The following is an 18,911-nucleotide window of genomic DNA, read 5'->3' as shown; positions in this document are numbered from 1 at the left end:
CAAACGACCTAGCTCATCTCCGGTGCAGCACATAGACTTTCCGTGTCTAGGTGTAACCGGTGATCCGAGGGGGAGCTGTGCCGTTGCCGCCGGGAACGTTGGCGAACCTTCGCCGAGCCGCGCAGGGCGGTGACGGTACCGCCATGCACAATCTTGCCCACTTCTACCACGACCACAGCGATTTCGAGGCGGCGGAGCTGTGGTTTCGGCGTGCCGCGGCGGCGGGTCATACGCGGTCGATGAACAATCTCGCGGTGCTGCTGGATCAGTTCGGCGAGCTCGACGAGGCCGAATCCTGGTACCGCCGTGCGGCCGCGGGCGGCAACAGCAACGCCATGTACAACCTGGCCACGATGCTCTACCAGTCCGGGGACCGTGTGGACGCCGAGACCTGGTACCACCACGCGGCCATGGCGGGCCACGTGGACGCGATGTACAACCTGGCGCGCCTGTGCGAAGACCAGCGCCGCTTCGACGATGCCGAAGCCTGGTACGGCGAGGCCGCCGATCACGGTGACATCGATGCCGTGAACAACTTGGGCATGCTGCTGCGAGACCGTGGCGCCACCACTGAGGCCCGCCGCTGCTTCCGTCGCGCCGCAGATCTGGGCCACCCCCGTGCGATGGCGAATCTGGCCGCCCTGCTGGAATCCCAAGGCGCGCACCGGGAAGCGCAAGCCTGGTACCGCCGCGCGGCCGGCTGATTCGCACTATTGCGTTCCCATCGATGGGAACAGTGCGCGTTCGATTCGGCGATGCTTGCGAAGAATCCGAAACGATAGTTCGCCCGGTAATCGCTGAACAGTGGAATCGCACAGTGATCACCGGTTATAGCGGGTGGCAGCGAACCATCGGGCGAGTTACTGAAAAGTATTGATACCGCGCGGTTTACCAGCAAACCTCAGCAAACATATTGTGCGACAGCAATTTTCCGGCGTTCGAGATGCGGCGAATAGCCCGCGGGTATACCGTCGTTCCCGATCGACAAACGAGGACGTTCGGGGGCGCGGTGAATTCACTTGATGGCTGCTTGAAGCGCATCATGGACATTCCCGGGGCGCGCAGTGTGACACTGGTGGACGGGGCGAGTGGGTTGGCCATCGCAGGGGCGGGCCAGCGCCACGGCATCGACGAACACGAGGACGCGGCGGGCACCACCGATGTGGTGCGCGCGGCGCTGGGGTGCACCGCGCTGGGCAGCGCCGACGACGACCTCACCGAGATCGTGGTGTGCCGGACCAGGGGTTTTCACCTCTTGCACCTGGTCGACGGTGACTTCGACGGCCGACTGTTCATGCACGTCGAATTCGACGGCGACACCGGCAATCTGGGCATGGCCCGCTACCAACTGCGGTCGGCGCTGGAGGAATTGACGGGCGGGAACCGATGAGCGTGGCACTGGCCGACGAATTGCATCGCCTCGGCGAAGAAGGCTCCACCGGCATATTGCGCGCGGGCGACGGCGAATTCCACCTGGTGCGCGGCACTATCGCATCGGTGGGTTGCGAGCGAACCATCGGCCTCGACAGATTGGCCGTGGAGGCCGGTGTAGCAACGGCGGAGGATTGGCGCAGAGCGGGTGCGGGCGACCCCGGCCCACTGCTCCATCGCCCCCAACTGGAAACACTTGCGCTGCTGTCGGTATTCGACGCCGCCTATTTCTTGCTGGCCTCCGACGACGAGCCGGAATTCCTTGCCACACCGGAACATTGGCTGGCGCCGGTCTGTCACATCGCCCCCCGCGCGCTCGTGCACGAATGCGAACGCCGCAGCGACAGCGACGACAGCGCGTGGTCCGCTGACCTGGTGACCATGGTCCCGGTCGTGCCCGCACGGAGGGTCAAGCGAAACCACCTGTTGCTCACCGGAAGTCAGGTCGAAGTTCTGGCCGCGGCCGACACGCGCCGCAGCATCGCCGACATCGCCAGGGATCTGGGCCGCACCACCTACGGCTGCCTGGTCGCCGTGCGCCAACTCACCGCCGCGGGCGTGATCGAGCCACCGCAGCAGGTCCAAGGCGAACACCGCGGCCGCCACCTCACGCTGGCGCCAACACCGGCCGACCACGAACCGTCGAACACTTCGACACCCCACGTGCCCTCGCTGCCCAAACGCATACCCGGCAGCTTGGGACCGGTCCGCTCCCCGCAGGGAACGGGCGCACGATCGGGCAGGCACGCGATCGACGAGGAAGCGACCGCGTCCACCCAGTTTCGCGTAACCCGTTCCCACCCAGGACAACCCGAACAGTGGGAACAGGTGGATCGCGAAATACTCATCCGGCTCAGGGCGGCGTTGGAGGAGCTTGCGTGACCGTGCGGAAGAAACTGCTCGGTGAATGGAGGGGAAGGTTGACCAAGGTGCCGATGACCGCGCCCGACAACGGCAGGCCGGAACACGGTGCGCCACAGCACTATCCGGTGGTGCAAGCCGAGCTGAAGTCGTTGCGTGAGCGACTACCGCAGATCGTGGGGTCGCTGGTGGCCTCGGGTGACGGTCTGCTCATCGAACACGACCTGCCCGCCCACTTGGAACCGGCGGGCATGGCCGCGCTGTCGGCCGCGCAGTTGTCGCTGTCGTACCGACTGGCCAACACCGCGCACGGCGGCGGCTTCAACGAGGTCGTCGTGCACGGCACGGAGGGGCAGGTGGTGATCTACGCCGCCGGCTACACCTGCCTTGCCGTGCTCGCGGGTCCGGAAATAAACGTCGGCCGACTCCACCTGGAGTCGCGACCGGTAGCACGCGCCATCGCCGCCCATCTGGCGACGCCGGCACTCGAATGAAAGGCACGACATGTCGAATATGGATCTGGCTCTGAAGGACATGATGGTGATCGACGGCGCGATCGGCGCCGCGATCGTGGACTACAGCAGCGGTATGGCACTGGGAATGCTCAGCAGCAGCAAGTCCTTGGACCTGCAGGTCGCCGCGGCGGGCAACACCGAGGTGGTGCGAGCGAAGATGCGCACCATCGAGCAGCTGGGCCTCAACGAGGAGATCGAGGACATCCTCATAACCCTCGGCACCCAGTACCACGTGATCCGTCCGATGACCGGGCGCAAGTCCAAGGGTCTGTTCCTGTACCTGGCCCTGGATCGCGGCCGCGCCAATCTCGCGCTGTCGCGGCACAAGCTCAAGGGCATCGAAGAAGACCTCGAGGTCTAGGGGTTTCGTCCCAGGGGGATGTCGGCGGCGCTGGTGTGCCGCCGACATTTCCATGTCTTCGGTTCGAAATGAACGCTGGGACAACTGATCGACCCGTGCTGTTCGCTCGCGCACGGGACAATATCGGTGCGTCGAGTCACAAGATCACCGGTCATGTGGCACGGCGGGACCCGGACGCCTATTGTGATTCGCGGCGAGGTCTGGGGCCACAACGTCAGGTATCGGGGTTTGCCCGTGCACGCGCGGGCAAGGTTGGACTGGAGCGGTATGCAGGTGAAGAAGGTTGTCGCGGCTATGGGAGCGTTCGCCGCGACGATGTCCGGAATTGTTGTCGGCAGCTCGAGCGCGCACGCGGCGCCGGCCTGCCCGAGTCTGTACGTAGTAGCCATTCCCGGCACGTGGGAAACCGGCCACGACAAGTCGCCCGGTCCCGGCATGCTCGCCGGTGTCACCAACGGCCTACCCCGCAACACCGACGTGGACTACGTCACCTACGCCGCGACCGCGTTCCCCTGGGAAGGCGATGTCTACGGCAACTCCAAGAAGCAGGCCGTGGATGCCGCGCGCTCGCTGATCACCGCGAAGCTCGCGTTCTGCGGCGACACCAAGGCCGCCATCGTCGGCTACAGCCAGGGTGCCGACGCCGCAGGCGATCTGGCCGCCGAGATCGGCACCGGCATCAGCACGATCCCGCAGGACCGGGTCGCCGCGGTCGGCCTGATCTCCGATCCGCGCCGCTCGCCCTCCGACGTGCAGGTCGGCCCGCACGCCGCGGGTGCCGGTGCCGGTGGTGCTCGTCCGGGCGGCTTCGGCTGGCTCAGCGACCGCACGCGCACCATCTGCGCGGTCGACGACCTGTACTGCGCCACCGCCACCGACGATTTCGTAACGCGCTTCGCGGGCTTCCTTGCCCAGAGCTCGGACGCCAACCCGGCCAACCTGTGGCGCTACCAGATCGAAGCGGGCGCCATCATGAACGACCTGATGATGCACGGCGGCGTGCCGACACTGGGCGCGCAGCTCACCGACGCCGCCAACCAGAAGCGGGCCAAGGATCTCGAGCAGTTCTACCGCTCGCAGGCGCACACGCTGTACGGCAGTTACTCGGTGGGTGGCGGGCAGACCGCTATCTCGTGGATGCACAACTGGATCGCTCAGCAGGCCTGACGTTTCCTGGAGCCCGGTGTCGCGTGCTGCGGCGCCGGGCTTTTTGCTGCGCTGGGTCTATTTGCGAGACAGGGCTCGTGGCAGCAGGTCCCAGACGTGGCCGTTCTCGTTGATGGTGGCCGCTGTGCGAGTGCCGGTGCGTGAGTACAGGATTCGCGTGACCGAGCAGTAGTCGATGGGGAACGTCAGCGGTCGCGGTAGGCCGAGGACGGCGGCGAGCAACACATTGACGACACCGCCGTGAGCGAAGGCGACGACCGTGTCATCGGGAGCCGTTGTGGCAACCAGCTTGTCGACGGCGGTGAGCACCCGCGCGGTGAACGCCGGCCCATCGATCTCATCGGGCAGATACCCGGCCTTGATCCGCGCATATGCCTGCGCCAGCTCGGTTTTCGCATCCTCGATCGGAATGTAAGCGGGCAGGTCGCGATCGTATTCGGCCAGATCGTCGATGACCTCGACGGCCAGTTCGCGCGCGGTCGCGGTCGGCAGCGCGGTATCGCGGGCCCGGCGCTGCGGGCTGCTGACAATCCGGGTGATCGCGTGCGGCGCCAAAACGGCCGGAACCCGGTCGGCCTGCAGACGCCCGATCTCGGTGAGACCGGGGTCCGCGCCGGTGGTAACCCCCACGACGCGTTCGGGCTGGGCATGACGCACAAGAATCAGCTGCACCCCCACACCCTAGGGGCCCCGGCTGGAACTACGGTGCCTCGTCCAATTCCTCGCGGGCGGTGACCTCGTCGGTATCGACCACGATCATGTCGCGCCCCTTCTCCACCAGCACATCGAGGTAGCCCGGCGACACCCGCATGACGTACCCGACCACCGGCCCCTTCTTGGTTTCGATCCGCTCCAGCGGCGCCCACGGCACCCGCAGCACCGCGGCGAAAACCAGCCCGATCACGGTGATCAGCACGACCGTGCCCGCGATGTACCAGTGCGCGACGGCCGCGCCCCACCGGTCCTGACCGTGCGCGCCCGCCCGCAGCAGGAACGTCACCACCGCCACGATCACCAAGGTCAACACCAGCACCCACCACATGTGGAAGCTCAGCAGCAGCGACACCGCGAACAGCGTGACGATGATCAGCCACGCGAGGTTGCCCGCGTTGTCCCACGTGGGCCTACCCATCCGGATCCGGGTGACGATCGCGGCGGGCCACAGCACCGCGATCGCCGCACCACCGAGCACCGGGTCGGCCATCAGGGTGCCCAGCACCATGCCGACCACGTCTTCGAGGCTGAGGATGTCGGCGAGCGCGAAGGCGCTGTCCCACTCGTAGTCGGAGATCGCGAACATGCGCAGCAGCAGGAACACCGCACCGACCATGGTCGCCGACAGCCCCTTGACCAGCAGGTAACCGTCGCGGGACTCGCTGCGTTCGCTAGCCATGTACGCAGGCTATCGCCGCGAGCCCCGGATCAGATCATGGCTGGCCGTTGCCCTTCTTCTTGTTCTTCATCAGGTAGATGCCACCCACGATCAGCACCACCACGACCAGGCAGCAGATGCCGCCGATGATCATGCCCTTGTTGTTCTTCTTCTTTTTCGCGAGCAGGTCCGTGGTGGCGTTGACCGCGTCCGAGCTCGCTACGGTGTCGATGAACACGTGCGGGTCGACCAGTGCGGCGGTGGTGAGCAAGTCCAGGTACATGTGATCCCATCCCGAGTATTGGTGATCCGACATCCCTCCCGGCGCCGGAACTCCGAGACTAGCGCTGTCGCTGTAGGTTTCGGAGCAGATAGTGATCGCCGGTGTGCTGCGATTCGTTTACAGCTGTACCCGTTTCTACCGCGGTTTCACCAACGGGAACGGCAGCGTTTCGCGAATACTGCGCCCGGTGATCAGCATGACCACCCGGTCGACGCCCATGCCGAGCCCGCCCGTGGGTGGCATCGCGTGTTCGAGGGCCTGCAGGAAGTCCTCGTCCAGTTCCATCGCCTCGGGGTCGCCGCCCGCGGCCAGCATCGACTGTTCGGTGAGCCTGCGCCGCTGCTCGACCGGGTCGGTGAGTTCGCTGTAGGCCGTGCCCAGTTCGACGCCCCAAGCCACCAGGTCCCACCGTTCGGCCAGCCCGTCGATGCTGCGGTGCGAGCGGGTCAGCGGGGAGACCGAGGTGGGGAAGTCGAGGTAGAACGTGGGGTAGGTGGTCTGTGATTCGACCAGGTGCTCGTACATTTCCAGCACCACTTGCCCTGCGTCCCAACCACTTTGATAGAGCACGCCCGCTTCGTCGCACAATTCACGCAGTCGGTCCACTTCCGTGCGCGCGGTGATCTCGGTGCCGATCGCTTCCGACACCGCCCCGTGCACGGTCTTCACCCGCCACTCACCGGAGATGTCCACGGTCTCGAAGCCGTCGTCGGTGGGCCGCAACGCCACCTCGGCACCGTTGGCCGCCATCGCCGCGTGCTGGATCAGTCGACGGCACAGGTGCATCATCTGCAGGTAATCACTGTGCGCCTCATAGGCTTCCAGGATCGTGAACTCGGGATTGTGGCTGAAGTCCACGCCTTCGTTGCGGAAGGTGCGCCCGATTTCGAACACCTTCTCCATGCCGCCCACGCACAGCCGTTTCAGGTACAGCTCGGGGGCGATGCGCAGGTACAGGTCCAGGTCGTAGGCGTTGATGTGGGTGCGGAACGGGGTGGCGTTGGCGCCGCCGTGCACCTGCTGCAGGATCGGGGTCTCCACTTCCAGAAAACCCCACGCGTACAACGAGTCTCGCAGCGAATGCAGCACCGCGCTGCGCTTGGCCATCAGCTCCCTGGTCTCCGGATTGATCGCCATGTCCACGTACCGCTGCCGGACCTTGGCCTCGGAATCGGCCAGCCCACGCCACTTGTCGGGCAGCGGGTGCAGGCACTTGCCGTTCATCCGCCAGTCCTGCGCCAGCAGCGACAGTTCGCCGTTGCGGCTGGTGCCGATCTGCCCGCTCACCTCGATCAGATCGCCCAGATCGAAGAATTCGGTGAACTCGTTGCTGCGTTCGTCGCCGACCCGGTCGCGGTCGATCACCAGTTGGATCTCGCCGGTCCAGTCCCGCACCACCGCGAAGATCACGCCGCCGTAGTCGCGAATCCGCAAGATACGCCCCGCGATTCGCACCGTGGTGCCCTTGGGGCAGCGGCGAGCTTGGGCGATGTCGTGGGTCGGCGGGTAGGCCACCGGGTAGGCGTCGATGCCGGTGGCGGTCAGGCGGTCGAGTTTGTCCAGGCGCACCCGCACCTGCTCCGGCCTGCGCGGACCCTGGTCGGTGTCGGCGCCGTCGGGCAGTTCCGGCGGGCTGCCGTCGCCGTGCAGGCCGGCGACGGTCGCGGGCACGGCCGAAGCGAGGCCGGTGTGCACGGCGGCGTCGGGCTCCTTGCCGATCCGCGGCAGGAAACCCTCCGCCAGCCCACACGCCATCGCCACCCGCGGCAACTGCCGACTGTCCTCGTACAGGAAGAACCGCGGCACCCAGCGCGGGTGGTACTTCACATTCGAGCGATACAGCGCCTCGAGCTGCCACCATTTCGAGAAGAACAGCAGCACCCGCCGCCACGCCCGCAGGATCGGGCCTGCGCCGATCTGCCCGCCCTCCTCGAACACCGAGCGAAACACGGCGAAGTTCAACGAGATTCGGGTGATCCCGTACTGGTCCGAGGTCAGCGCCAGCTGCGAGATCATCAGTTCCATCACGCCGTTGGGACTGCTCGGATCGCGCCGCATCAACTCCAACGACACCCCCGTGCGACCCCACGGCACGAACGACAACATGCCGCGCACCTGGTCGTCACCGTCGACGGCCTCCACCAGCAGGCAGTCCCCGTCGAGCGGGTCGCCGAGTCGGCCCAGCGCCATCGAGAACCCGCGTTCGGTCTCGGTGTCGCGCCAGGCGTCCGCGCGGGCGATGATCGGCGCGTACTCGTCGGCCGGGATGTCGCGCCACCGGCGCGCCCGCACCGAATACCCTTGCTTGCGAAGACGATTCGCGGCCTGACGCACCTGCTTCATGTGCGGGCCCGCCAGCGAGAACGTGCGGGTGTCGAGGATGGCCTCGTCGCCCAGCCGCAGCGCCGACATCCCCGCATCGCGGTAGGCGGTCGCGCCGATCTCGCTCGCGCCCATCACCGCGGGCGCCCACCCGAATCGGTCGGCCTGCTGCAGCCACGCCCGCACCGCGCCCTGCCACGATTCCTTCGAACCGATCGGATCGCCGCTGGCCAGGCACACCCCCAGCTCCACCCGATAGGTGATGGCGGCCTTGCCGTTCGGCGCGAAAACCACCGCCTTGTCGCGGCGGGTGGCGAAGTAGCCCAGCGAATCCTCGACATCGGCGGTGGCCAACAGGCCGCGGATGGCCGACTCGTCCTTGCCGGTCATGGCGTTGTCGGCGCGCTGGGAACGCAACAGCACGATCACCGCGGCCAACAGCGCGATCGCACCGAACAGGCCCAGCGCGAAATTCACCAGGTGCGGCGGCCGCCCGTCGAAATGCTCGTTGTCGACCAGAACCGCACCCGACACCCGATACATCGACCACAGCGGACGCTGCCACCCATCGGAAATCAAAGTGCCGGGGAACAATTCGATCAATCCCCAGCCGACCAACCACCCGACACCAAGGCCCGCCACCAACACCCCGAGCGCCTTCCACAGCGCCCCCGGCCGCACGCGCGTATAGAACTGCTTGTGCGCCACCACCAACAGCACGACCACCACCACGTGCACCACGCACGCGACCAGCGCGTCGGTGTCGTGCTTGTCGGTGTACTCCGCGACATTGGCCAGCGCGAACAACACCATGTAGCCCACCAGTAGCCACCACGCGATCCGCTTCCGGCTCGCGGTCGCACCGGCCAGCAGACCGACCACCAACGCCCACACGAGACTGGTCTCGGGGGCGTCGAAGTAGTACTGGTCGATGTAGTGGCGCGGCACCTGCGTGAGATGCCGCAGCGCAGGCGACAAACTCCACAGCAGGCACAGCACCGAGAACACCCCCAGCGCGGTGCCGATGATGTGCGGTAGCTCGGACAACCGGCCGTGTGGGCGGTGCACGGTCGACCCGCTGCCCGGCTGCGCCGAAGGCTCGACGGTTGGCTGCTGCTCGGTTTGCACGGAAGTCACCGGTCCAGTGTGCGTGCCCGCGGCGTGGAAGGTGGGGGCGGTGGGCGCGGCGTGTCCGTGGGCGGGGGCGGTTGCTCGCGGAAACAGGGGAGAGGGTAAGTATTAGCGCATGTCGGAACCAGTCGATGTGCCTATTGATGACGTTGTCATCCGGCTCGGGCAATTCTTGAAGCTGGCCAACCTGATCGATTCGGGGGCCGAAGCCAAAACGGTGATCGCGCAGGGGTTGGTGCGGGTCAACGACGAGGTGGAGCTGCGTCGCGGGCGGCAGTTGGAAGTTGGGGATGTTGTGTTGTTGGCGGGGAACAAAGCGCGAGTGTCTCAGGGATAGTGCCCTGACTTCGGGGTTTGAGTGGTCCCAGATTGTTTGAGGCTGTGTTTTTGGAGCGCTGGCGCGCTCGAGCGCGGCCCCTGAGGGGCCGCGAGTTAGCCACCGTTGCTGGAGGCTGCGCCTCGGACGCAACGGCGGCTAACTCGCGGCCGGGCCGCTACGGCCACTGCGTGGCCGCTGCTCCCTATGGGTCGCAGGTGGGGGTGGGTTTTGTGTGGGCGTGGCGGAATTGGGGAGTTCAGTCCTCCGCGCGGACTACTACGCCGTCGGAGTCGCTGTAGAGCATTTCGCCGGGGATGAAGGTGACGCCGCCGAACTCGACCGGCACATCCTGTTCGCCGCTGCCGGTTTGGGTGCTCTTGCGGGGGTTGGTGCCCAGGGCTTTTACGCCGATGTCGAGGGTGCGCAGGATCGCGGAGTCGCGGACCGCGCCGTTGACGATCACGCCGGCCCAGCCGTTGTCCACGCCGCGGCCCGCGATGATGTCGCCGACCAGGGCGGTGTGGACGCTGGCGCCGCCGTCGACCACCAGGACCCGGCCGTTGCCCGGAGTGCTCAGGGTCTGCTTGACCAGCAGGTTGTCTTGGAAGCAGCGGATCGTGGTGATCCGGCCCGCGAACTCGGCGCGCCCGCCGAACTGGATGAACTGCGTATCGCAGCTGCGGATCTGCGGGCCGATCTCGTCGGCCAGATCGGCGGTGGCCACAACATTGCCTGATTCGGTCATGACTGAGATTGTGTCAGGCCGGTCCGGTTTCGCCAGTGCGAGGCTGTCAGGCTCGGCCGTGCCGCTGCTCGTACGCGGTGCGCTGCACCTGTTCCTTGGCACGTGCGCCCGCGTCGGCCAACTCGGGGTCCAGATCGTGGCGCAGCAGGCGATTGCGGCGGAACACGTACGTCAGCGCGATGGTGAAGTAGATCAGCGGCAGATACAGCAGCGCCGCCATCGACAGGCCCATCCACGCGGGGCCCGGCACCAGCAGGAACAGGGCCATCACCGGCAGCAACGGCACCAGGATGCGCAGCAGGTAGCGGCGGGTGGCGCCGGGGCCGGTGAGGTCGCGCAGCACCCAGTCGCGCATCGACGGCGGCAAGGTCCGGCCGCAGATGTAGCCGAGGCGTTCGGGGAAATTCGGGGTGCTGCGCGCGCTCATCTCAGGACTGCTGTTCGCGGTAGTTCTTCTCGATCTCCCGAATGAGGGAATCGGTGGTGTGCTTGACGGCGATCTTCACGAACGGCTCGATGGTCTTGCCCAACACCTTGCCCGCGATACCGCCACCGACATTGAAGTCGATCAGCGCGTCGACGGTGCACGTCGCGTCACCGGTGGGAATGAACTTGAAGGTCGACACGATCTCGATGCCCTTGATCGACTTCGTGGCGATCAACCGGCCCTCTTCCCAACCCACGACTTCGATGCGCGAGGTCAGCGACGCGGGGCCCAGCTTCATCTTCCCGTCGAACTTCGCGCCGACACCGTCGGTCTGCGCGGTGACCGGGGTGAAGGACTCGATGCCGTACCAGAATTTCGGCAGATTGCGGTAGTCGTTGATGAACGCGAACGCTGCTTCGGCGGGGGCGTTGCCGTTCTCAACAATCCTCACTTCGGTCATGCTCGTCACTGTAATAGGTGCCGGATGTCTGAAATAGCGCTCGACACCGAACGTGACCGAGGCGACTACGCGGTGACGGCCAGGGTTGCTGCCAGGCCGAATGCGACTGCCATGACGGTTACCTCGAGGGTTGCGTTGCGCAGGGAGGTCTCGGCGGTGGTGCGGTGGGTGGTGGCTTTGTGGACCCAGGTTCGGCGCCACCACCAGCCGAGGGCGATCAGGGCGCACAGGATGGTGAGCTTTGCCAGCAGGATTCTTCCGTAGCCGGTGGTCAGCAGGGGGGTGAGGCCGCCTAGGCGCACCAGGCCGTTGATGAGGCCGGTGAGTGCGACGATGGCGACCAGGGGAGCGGCGGCGGTGGAGAAGCGGGGGAGGGTGGTGGCCCAGGCGCCGCGGGTGCGCAGGGTCAGGGCCATGGCCAGTAGGAGGCCGAGCCAGCAGGCGGCGGCCAGTGCGTGCAGGGCGGCTAGGACCGAACCCAGGGTTTGTTGGGACATGTGGCCGGTGATCGGGCGTAGCGACAGGGCGACGGCGGCGAAGACCAGCACGAGGTCGGCCGACGCTATGTCGGGGCGGCGGAAGGCCATGGCCGCGTAGCAGGCGATCGCGCCGGTGCAGAACAGGATCGCGATGCCGATCTGGCCGCCGCTGAGTCGGCCCAGAAAGGTGGTGAACTCCGAGGCGGTGAGCTCGGTGACGGTGACGCCGACGATCTCGGCGGCCTCACACAACAGCAGCGCGAACTCCGCGGCGAACCAGATGCCGGCCAGCACGGCCAGTGGGCGCCAGGCGACGGTGAGCCGGTCATCGAGGCGGGGCAGCGCGGCCAATCCGAGCACCACCGCGCCCGCGCCGTCGGCGGTGACCCGCGCGAACGCCACCCACGGAAAACCGTTGGTATGACGCAATATCCACGCCGAGACCACGCCCGTGAGTGCGGCAATGACGACCGGTGCCAGGACCCGTGTAGAGCCGGGTACCCGGCGACCGGTCGTCATCGAACTACTACTTCTTGCGACCGGAACGGCCGCCGAGCAAGGCCACCGCCAGGCCCGCACCGAACAGCACCACACCGCCGACGATGAACACCCACACGGGCACACCGCCGCCGCTGCCGCCCTCGGACTCATCCGCACCGGGGCGCGCTCCCGGCGTACCGGTGCCCGCCTTGCTCAGCGTGAAAGTCCTTGTCCCGGTGACAGAGTGACCATCGGCGGAAGTGACCCGGAACGCGATCGTGTACTCGCCAACCGGTCCCAACTCGCCGACTTCCACACTGACAGTTCGCCCTTCGACCTGCGCGTTGCCCTTCGACCACAGCCTGCCATCCGGGCCGATCACGGTCAGGGTCGGAAAGGTCTGCTGCAGTTCCTCATTGAAGGTGATGCTGGCCCGCGCCGGGCCCACATCGACGGTCGACTTGTCCTCAGGCACGCTGCTCACCGCACCCGAATGCGCACTGGCCGAACCCGCCGCCGCGAACGCGCAAGCGAACAGCATGGCGAGCAGGGTCACCAGCAGGCGCGCGGGGGTGCGACGTCGTGCGGAGGGGCCGAGTGTCGTGGGCTGGGGCGAACCGCTTGCGCCGCGCATCACGACGACCGCTTGGATCGGAACACCAGACCGAGGCCCAGCGCCGCGGCGAACAGGCCGAGCGCGAGGCCGATACCACCGAGCCAGCGCGCGACAGTGTCTGTCTCAGCGGGACGTTCGGCCGAAGCGACCTGATGATCGCTACCTTCGGCACCGCTCTTCGCGGTCAACGTGAGCGCAGGCGCCGGGTGTTCAGGCTCGGCACCGTCAGTGCTCGGCTGATCCCAAGCAACGACCTTCCCATCGCTATACGTCTGCTGCGCAGGGAAATTCACCGTCTCCTGGTCAGGCAGCGGCCCGATCGAGAGCACGAACCGCTGGAACTGCCCCGGCCCGACACCCGTGTTCCCGGGTTCGACGGTCCAGACAACGGCCACCGACTCGCCCTTGTCATTGCGCTCGACCTTCGAGGTCCATCCCGGCATCGGTTCGGTCCGAACGCTTTTCAGGTTCGGCACGGTGACGCGAAGCCCCGTGGTCGACGCGGTGTCGGATTCGGTGGGCACCTTGAAAGTGGCCACGGTGTACTTGCCCTTGGCAGCGCCCGGCGCGTCGACGGTCACATGCGCGGCGGCCGAACCGCAAGCGGCCACGACCAGTCCCGCCGCGAGTGCGACGGTGCCGGTGCTACGAGTAATGAAGTTGTGCAATGGATTTGCCTTGTCGTCCGAAGAGTCATGTCATCGCGAATCAGGCGAATGACGGCGGCGCGCGCGGACATCGCGCACCGTTCGCACGTGCCACGCGAACAACGCGGACAGTGGCAATCCAGCGAGCAACCCGTGCCCCGATAACAGGCGAAGGCGCACCGAGCACCGCCCGAACAACGCTGGACGCAACGAGATACAGCCGCTCAGCAACGAGAATCAGTGCAGCACAAGCAAATGCCGCAACCAAGTGCGCCGCGATCATCGGCACGCTCGGCAGATGAAACCACCCGCCGTGATGATCCAACGTCGCCGACAACGCGAAGTGCCCAGCCCACTGTCCCGTGATCAACGCACCGGCCGTCCGCACCACCGGGTGCCCGCTCATGGTCGGCACAAGCTCGCGCCATCGTCGGCCAATCTTCGGCACCGAATCATGCACGGCCGCACCGGACTTCGTCGCGAACACTCCCGCTATCGCGGAAACCAGCAGCAGCAAAGCAACTTCCGCAGACCGCGGCACCCCACCATCACCGACCCCGTGCGCGGCGACAGCCAGCGCCCCCACGAGTACGCCGCAGCCACCACCGCGCAAGCGGGAGGACAGCTGCGGCGTGATCACAGGATCAGCGAACGCCCAGGCGGGCGAGCACGTCGTTTTCCAGCACCGTGAGCTCGGCCGAGATCGACGCGTGCACAGCCTTGCGCCGCGCGGCGGGCATCTGCTCGGCGGTCTTCACCGCGACGTTCAGATCGGCCAACCGCGAACGGGCCGCTTCGACGAACTTCTTGGTGTCGCCATCGGCGCCCTTGTCGGCCGCGATCTTGTCCAGCGCTTCCTCGGTATTGGTGATGCGCGCCTGCAGCCGCGCACCGTGCCCGCTGAACTCGCCCAGCTGGTCCATCCCGATGCCCAGCTGCTGCGCCTTGCGCGCGTCGAGCTGCCCGCGCACCAGCGTCGCCCCGCGGTAGGCCAACGGCGCCAGCACCGGGATCAGCACCCGCGCGACCCCGATGTACTTGCGGATCTGGCCCGCGCTGAACAGTTCGCGCTCGGCCTTGGCCGCGGCCTTCTGTGCGGCCTTCTCCTCGGCCTGCAGGGTCGCGATCTGCGCCTTGGCCACCTTGTCGGCCGTGCGCGCCTGTGCCTTGGCGGTGCGCCGGTTCACGCGCTCGCCCGCCTTGGCGGCTTTGCGCTCGTTCTTGGCGCCCAGCTTCGCCTCCACCGCCGCTTTGTGCTTGAGCGCTTTCGCCTCAGCGCGACGGCTGGGCCGCCGCTTACGCTTGCTGAACAACCCCATGAGATCAGGCCCTCCGTCATGCTCGCCATGTCATGAGGCAGCACCGCCTCCAAGCGGCCTGCCGTTCTTCGTAGCGTAGTGGGCTCAGGGTAGCGATTGGGCAATGTGTCGGGGGGAGAGGCCATACTGCTTGCGTGCGACCAGCCGAGGACGACTTCGACGGCGAGCCGGAGCGTAGCCCGGCCCGCCCTTCCGCTGCGCCCGATCGCGGTCCCGACAGCGGGGGTTCGCGCACCGCGTTCCTGGACGCGCGCTCGCTGATCGGGTGCAGGCACCGCCTGCGGCTGGACGCGCAGCATCCCGGCGTGCTCGCGCAGGTTCGCGAGGATCCGGGCGTGCAGCAGCGTCGCGACGCCGCCACCGCCCATCGCACCAAGATCCGCGACGAACTGGTCGCCGCCGCCCCCGCCGACTGGGTGGTGATCGACCCGGAACTGCGCGGTGCCGCCAAGGCCGCCGCGACGATGGCCGCCATCGAGTCCGGCGCCGCGCGCATCTGGGGCGGGCTGCTGCCCCAGGAAGCCGACACCGGTCGACGCGGCGGTGTCGAGTTTCTGCTGCGCGACAACGACCGCGGCGGTTACATCCCGATCATCGTGGTCAACCACAAGGTCACCGACCCGCGCAGGCCCGACCCGGCCGATTTCCACCCGCTGACCTCGAACCTGTTCCACTGGCAGCCCAGCCGCGACAAAACGGTGAAACTGCGCCCGCAACCCCGCGACCAGCAACGCCTGGCCCACCTGTACCGGATGCTGCAGCGGTACGGCATGGCCAGCCCCGCCCTGATCGGCGGCGCGATCGGCCTGGCAGGCGACCGGATCCTCGTGCACGACCTGACCACGGTGCTGGCCGATTACGACCAGCGTTACGCCGACCGCATCGCGGTGGTGCGCGGCGAACTGCCGACCCAGCCGTCCAAGGTGCCCGAGTGCAGGCAGTGCCCGTGGTGGGTGCGTGGGGCCGACGGCGAGCCCAGTTGCGAGGCGACTTTGGCGCAGATGCGTGACGTCAGCCTGGTCGCGCCGGGTTCGCGCGCGGACGTTTTGCGCCTGCACGGCATCGAAACCGTCGACGAACTCGCCGCATGGGAAGGCGAGGACCCCGAGGACTGGCAGCACGGCCCCTTCGCCGAAACCGTGGTCACCGCCCGCGCCTGGATCGACGGTGCCCCGCTGGTGCGCCGGTTCGAGCAGGTCAGCGTGCGCCGCGCCGACGTGGAAATCGACGTCGACCTGGAGAGTTACCAGGAGGACGGCGCCTACCTGTGGGGCACCCTGCTCGACGGCGTCTACCGCCCGTTCGTCACCTGGGATCCCCTGCCCACTCCCGACGAAGGCCGCTCGTTCGGCGAGTTCTGGACCTGGCTGATGGAACGTCGCGCCGAAGCCCACGCCGCGGGCAAAACCTTTGCCGCCTACTGCTATTCACGCACCGCCGAAGACAAGTGGCTGTACGAATCGGCCCGCCGGTTCGCCGGCCGCCCCGGCATCCCCACCCACGAGGAAGTGCGCGCCTTCGTCGATTCGAAGGAATGGGTCGACATGTTCCAGGCTGTCACCGAGCAGTTCATCTGCCCGAACGGCAAGGGCCTCAAGAAGATTGCCCCCGTCGCGGGCTTCGGCTGGCGCGATCCGGAAGCGGGCGGCGAGGCGTCGATGGGCTGGTACCGCCGGGCCGTCGGCTACGACGACGACATCGACATGTCCCAGCGCACCCGCCTGTTCGTCTACAACGAAGACGACGTTCGCGCCACTCAAGTCCTGCGCGAATGGATGTCGAAGCGCGCAGTTGCCGAGGTTCCCTCACTGGCGGATTACGGCGCGGCGCGACCGGCGGACCCGGAGGAGGTAGCGCAGCGTAACCACGCAGGGTCCTCGGGAGCGCCGCAGAAGGCACCGTAATAAAATCGGCGGCGTGACTGAGCAGAACGTCGAAACCCTCGAGTTCCAGGCCGAAACCCACCAGCTCCTCGAGCTGATGATCCACTCGGTCTACTCCAACAAAGACACCTTCCTGCGCGAGCTGATCTCGAACGCCTCCGACGCGCTGGACAAGCTCAAACTTGCCGCCTACCAGGACAAAGACCTGGGCGCCGACACAGACGACCTGCACATCGAGCTGGAGGTCGACCAGGACAAGCGCGTCCTGACCGTGCGCGACAACGGCATCGGCATGTCCCGCGCCGAAGTGATCGACCTGATCGGCACGCTCGCCAAATCCGGCACCGCCGACCTGCGCCGCAAGCTCACCGAGGCCAAGTCCGACGCCGCCGCCGAGGAACTGATCGGCCAGTTCGGCATCGGTTTCTACTCCACCTTCATGGTCGCCGACAAGGTCGTCCTCACCACCCGCAAGGCCGGCGAAACCGAAGGCACCCGCTGGGAAGCCGCCGCGGGCAGCTCCACCTACTCCATCGACACCGTGCCCGACGCCCCCCAGGGCACCACGGTGACCCTCGAACTCAAGCCCGCAGACGAAGACGACCACCTGTTCGATTACACGCAGGAATGGAAACTGCGCGAGATCGTGCGCAAGTACTCCGACTTCATCGCCTGGCCGATCCGCATGCAGGTCGAGCGCACGGTCACCGAAGGCGAAGGCGAGGACAAGGTCGAGAAGATCCTGGTCGAAGACCAGATCCTCAACTCGCAGAAGGCATTGTGGACGCGTCCACGCAGCGAGGTGAGCGACGAGGAATACAAGGAGTTCTACCACCACGTCTCGCACGCCTGGGACGAGCCGCTCGAGATCATCCCGATGAAGGCCGAAGGCACCTTCGAATACCAAGCGCTGCTGTTCATTCCGTCGATCGCGCCGTTCGACCTGTTCACCCGCGAGCACAAGCGCGGCGTGCAGCTGTATGTGCGCCGCGTGTTCATCATGGACAACTGCGAAGAACTCATGCCGGAGTACCTGCGGTTCGTCAAGGGAGTCGTTGACGCCCAAGACCTTTCGCTCAATGTCTCGCGTGAGATCCTGCAGCAGGACCGGCAGATCCAGATGATCCGCAAGCGTCTGGTCAAGAAGGTGCTGTCCACGATCAAGGACATGCAGTCCGCGCAGGATCAGACCAAGTACCAGACGTTCTGGTCGCAGTTCGGTCGAGTCCTCAAGGAGGGCTTGCTGTCCGACACCGACAACCGCGAAACCCTGCTCACCGTCTCGTCTTTCGCGTCCACCGCCTCGGAATCCGAGCTCACCACGCTCGCGCAGTACGTGGAGCGGATGAAGGACGGCCAGGACTCGATCTACTACATGACCGGCGAAAGCCGTGCGCAGGTAGAGAACTCGCCGCACCTGGAAGCCTTCACGGCCAAGGGGCTCGAGGTCCTGATCCTCACCGACCCCGTCGACGAGATGTGGGTCGGCTCGGTTCCCGAGTTCAAGGGCAAGCCGTTCCAGTCCATCGCCAAGGGCGAGGTCGACCTGGAAACCGAGGACGAGAAGAAGGAAACCGAAGCCCTGCGCGAACAGCAGGACAAAGACTTCGGCGACCTGCTCACCTGGCTGGGCAGCACGCTGGGCGAGGTGGCCAAAGAGGTCCGCCTCACCAACCGCCTCACCAGTTCCCCCGCCTGCCTGGTCGGCGACGTCTACGACTTCACCCCCATGCTCGAACGCATGTACCGAGCGTCGGGTCAGGCCCTGCCCGAGTCCAAGCGAATCCTGGAACTCAATCCCACCCACCCGCTGGTCACCGGCCTGCGCGACGCCTACGACGCCCGCAAGTCCGACGCCGAAGCAGGCAAGGTCCCCGAACTCGCCGAAACCGCCGAACTGCTCTACGGCACAGCGGTTCTCGCCGAAGGCGGCGAACTCAAGGACCCGGCGCGGTTCGCTCAGTTGCTCACCGAGCGGCTGACCCGCACGGTCTGAGCCGGCCCATCCGAAACTGCCCGCTACCGAATTCCGGTAGCGGGCAGTTTTGTTCACGCGAAATACGTGTGCCGAGGTCCCTGAACAGGTTCACCAT

General features: G+C 66.6%; 21 protein-coding genes. 9 read left to right on the top strand and 12 right to left on the bottom strand.

From position 1 onward, the window contains the following. Positions 1–59: 59 nt before the first annotated feature. From ACFWVD_RS20955 to ACFWVD_RS20930, 6 genes are all read left to right on the top strand, one after another. The gene (locus ACFWVD_RS20955) at positions 60–704 is read left to right on the top strand and encodes an SEL1-like repeat protein (protein WP_379245208.1); all 645 of its coding nucleotides are present in this window, start codon (positions 60–62) and stop codon (positions 702–704) included. Between the two features lie 305 nt (positions 705–1,009). Next, positions 1,010–1,390: a hypothetical protein gene (locus tag ACFWVD_RS20950; RefSeq protein WP_379245206.1), complete on the top strand. Its 381-nt coding sequence runs from the start codon at positions 1,010–1,012 to the stop codon at positions 1,388–1,390. Beyond that, on the top strand, positions 1,387–2,313 hold the full coding sequence (locus ACFWVD_RS20945) for a hypothetical protein (protein WP_379245204.1): 927 nt from the start codon (positions 1,387–1,389) through the stop codon (positions 2,311–2,313). The genes ACFWVD_RS20950 and ACFWVD_RS20945 overlap by 4 nt, the downstream gene beginning before the upstream one ends. Then, on the top strand, positions 2,310–2,786 hold the full coding sequence (locus ACFWVD_RS20940; protein ID WP_379245202.1) for a roadblock/LC7 domain-containing protein: 477 nt from the start codon (positions 2,310–2,312) through the stop codon (positions 2,784–2,786). Before ACFWVD_RS20945 ends, ACFWVD_RS20940 begins: the two co-directional genes overlap by 4 nt. A gap of 10 nt (positions 2,787–2,796) precedes the next feature. Further along, positions 2,797–3,168, top strand: a complete 372-nt coding sequence (locus tag ACFWVD_RS20935) for a hypothetical protein (protein ID WP_379245200.1) — start codon at positions 2,797–2,799, stop codon at positions 3,166–3,168. Positions 3,169–3,435: 267 nt separating this feature from the next. Continuing rightward, positions 3,436–4,335, top strand: coding sequence for a cutinase family protein (locus ACFWVD_RS20930; RefSeq protein ID WP_379245198.1), 900 nt, complete (start codon positions 3,436–3,438; stop codon positions 4,333–4,335). Between the two features lie 57 nt (positions 4,336–4,392). Here ACFWVD_RS20930 and ACFWVD_RS20925 read toward each other — a convergent pair whose 3' ends face one another. From ACFWVD_RS20925 to lysX, 4 genes are all read right to left on the bottom strand, one after another. Then, entirely contained in the window at positions 4,393–5,007 is a 615-nt protein-coding gene (locus ACFWVD_RS20925; RefSeq protein WP_379245196.1) for a histidine phosphatase family protein, read from the bottom strand. 28 nt (positions 5,008–5,035) lie between these two features. Then, positions 5,036–5,728: a hypothetical protein gene (locus ACFWVD_RS20920; protein WP_379245194.1), complete on the bottom strand. Its 693-nt coding sequence runs from the start codon at positions 5,726–5,728 to the stop codon at positions 5,036–5,038. A 34-nt stretch (positions 5,729–5,762) separates the two neighbouring features. Beyond that, positions 5,763–5,990: a hypothetical protein gene (locus ACFWVD_RS20915; RefSeq protein ID WP_379245192.1), complete on the bottom strand. Its 228-nt coding sequence runs from the start codon at positions 5,988–5,990 to the stop codon at positions 5,763–5,765. A 135-nt stretch (positions 5,991–6,125) separates the two neighbouring features. Then, a complete protein-coding gene (gene lysX / locus ACFWVD_RS20910; RefSeq protein WP_379245190.1) occupies positions 6,126–9,449 on the bottom strand; it encodes a bifunctional lysylphosphatidylglycerol synthetase/lysine--tRNA ligase LysX in 3,324 nt (1,107 codons plus the stop codon). 109 nt (positions 9,450–9,558) lie between these two features. Between lysX and ACFWVD_RS20905 the strand changes: the two genes are divergently transcribed. Continuing rightward, positions 9,559–9,780, top strand: a complete 222-nt coding sequence (locus tag ACFWVD_RS20905; RefSeq protein ID WP_379245188.1) for an RNA-binding S4 domain-containing protein — start codon at positions 9,559–9,561, stop codon at positions 9,778–9,780. Between the two features lie 238 nt (positions 9,781–10,018). Here the strand turns inward: ACFWVD_RS20905 and rraA are convergent, their stop codons facing one another. From rraA to ACFWVD_RS20865, 8 genes are all read right to left on the bottom strand, one after another. Beyond that, positions 10,019–10,507 (bottom strand): ribonuclease E activity regulator RraA, encoded by a 489-nt coding sequence (rraA, locus tag ACFWVD_RS20900; RefSeq protein WP_379245186.1) that lies wholly within the window; start codon positions 10,505–10,507, stop codon positions 10,019–10,021. 46 nt (positions 10,508–10,553) lie between these two features. Continuing rightward, on the bottom strand, positions 10,554–10,934 hold the full coding sequence (locus tag ACFWVD_RS20895) for a DUF5313 family protein (RefSeq protein WP_379245184.1): 381 nt from the start codon (positions 10,932–10,934) through the stop codon (positions 10,554–10,556). Position 10,935: 1 nt separating this feature from the next. Further along, positions 10,936–11,394, bottom strand: coding sequence for an SRPBCC family protein (locus ACFWVD_RS20890; protein WP_379245182.1), 459 nt, complete (start codon positions 11,392–11,394; stop codon positions 10,936–10,938). Between the two features lie 65 nt (positions 11,395–11,459). After that, positions 11,460–12,392: a copper resistance D family protein gene (locus ACFWVD_RS20885; protein ID WP_379245180.1), complete on the bottom strand. Its 933-nt coding sequence runs from the start codon at positions 12,390–12,392 to the stop codon at positions 11,460–11,462. Positions 12,393–12,399: 7 nt separating this feature from the next. Further along, entirely contained in the window at positions 12,400–12,894 is a 495-nt protein-coding gene (locus tag ACFWVD_RS20880) for a copper resistance CopC family protein (RefSeq protein ID WP_379245454.1), read from the bottom strand. A gap of 92 nt (positions 12,895–12,986) precedes the next feature. Beyond that, a complete protein-coding gene (locus ACFWVD_RS20875; RefSeq protein ID WP_379245178.1) occupies positions 12,987–13,637 on the bottom strand; it encodes a YcnI family protein in 651 nt (216 codons plus the stop codon). 40 nt (positions 13,638–13,677) lie between these two features. Then, complete coding sequence (locus ACFWVD_RS20870; protein ID WP_379245176.1) at positions 13,678–14,256, bottom strand: hypothetical protein; 579 nt, start codon at positions 14,254–14,256, stop codon at positions 13,678–13,680. 4 nt (positions 14,257–14,260) lie between these two features. Further along, positions 14,261–14,935 carry a DUF6474 family protein gene (locus ACFWVD_RS20865; RefSeq protein WP_379245174.1) on the bottom strand — a complete coding sequence of 225 codons (675 nt, stop codon included), beginning with the start codon at positions 14,933–14,935 and terminating at the stop codon, positions 14,261–14,263. 134 nt (positions 14,936–15,069) lie between these two features. Between ACFWVD_RS20865 and ACFWVD_RS20860 the strand changes: the two genes are divergently transcribed. Next, positions 15,070–16,839 (top strand): TM0106 family RecB-like putative nuclease, encoded by a 1,770-nt coding sequence (locus tag ACFWVD_RS20860; RefSeq protein WP_379245172.1) that lies wholly within the window; start codon positions 15,070–15,072, stop codon positions 16,837–16,839. Between the two features lie 13 nt (positions 16,840–16,852). Next, positions 16,853–18,814 carry a molecular chaperone HtpG gene (gene htpG / locus ACFWVD_RS20855; RefSeq protein ID WP_379245170.1) on the top strand — a complete coding sequence of 654 codons (1,962 nt, stop codon included), beginning with the start codon at positions 16,853–16,855 and terminating at the stop codon, positions 18,812–18,814. Positions 18,815–18,911 lie beyond the last annotated feature (97 nt).

It is taken from the genome of Nocardia sp. NPDC058666 (assembly GCF_042714895.1).
Taxonomy (GTDB): domain Bacteria; phylum Actinomycetota; class Actinomycetes; order Mycobacteriales; family Mycobacteriaceae; genus Nocardia.
Note: the sequence above shows the minus strand (reverse complement) of the source record. Positions and strands in the feature narration are given on the sequence as shown.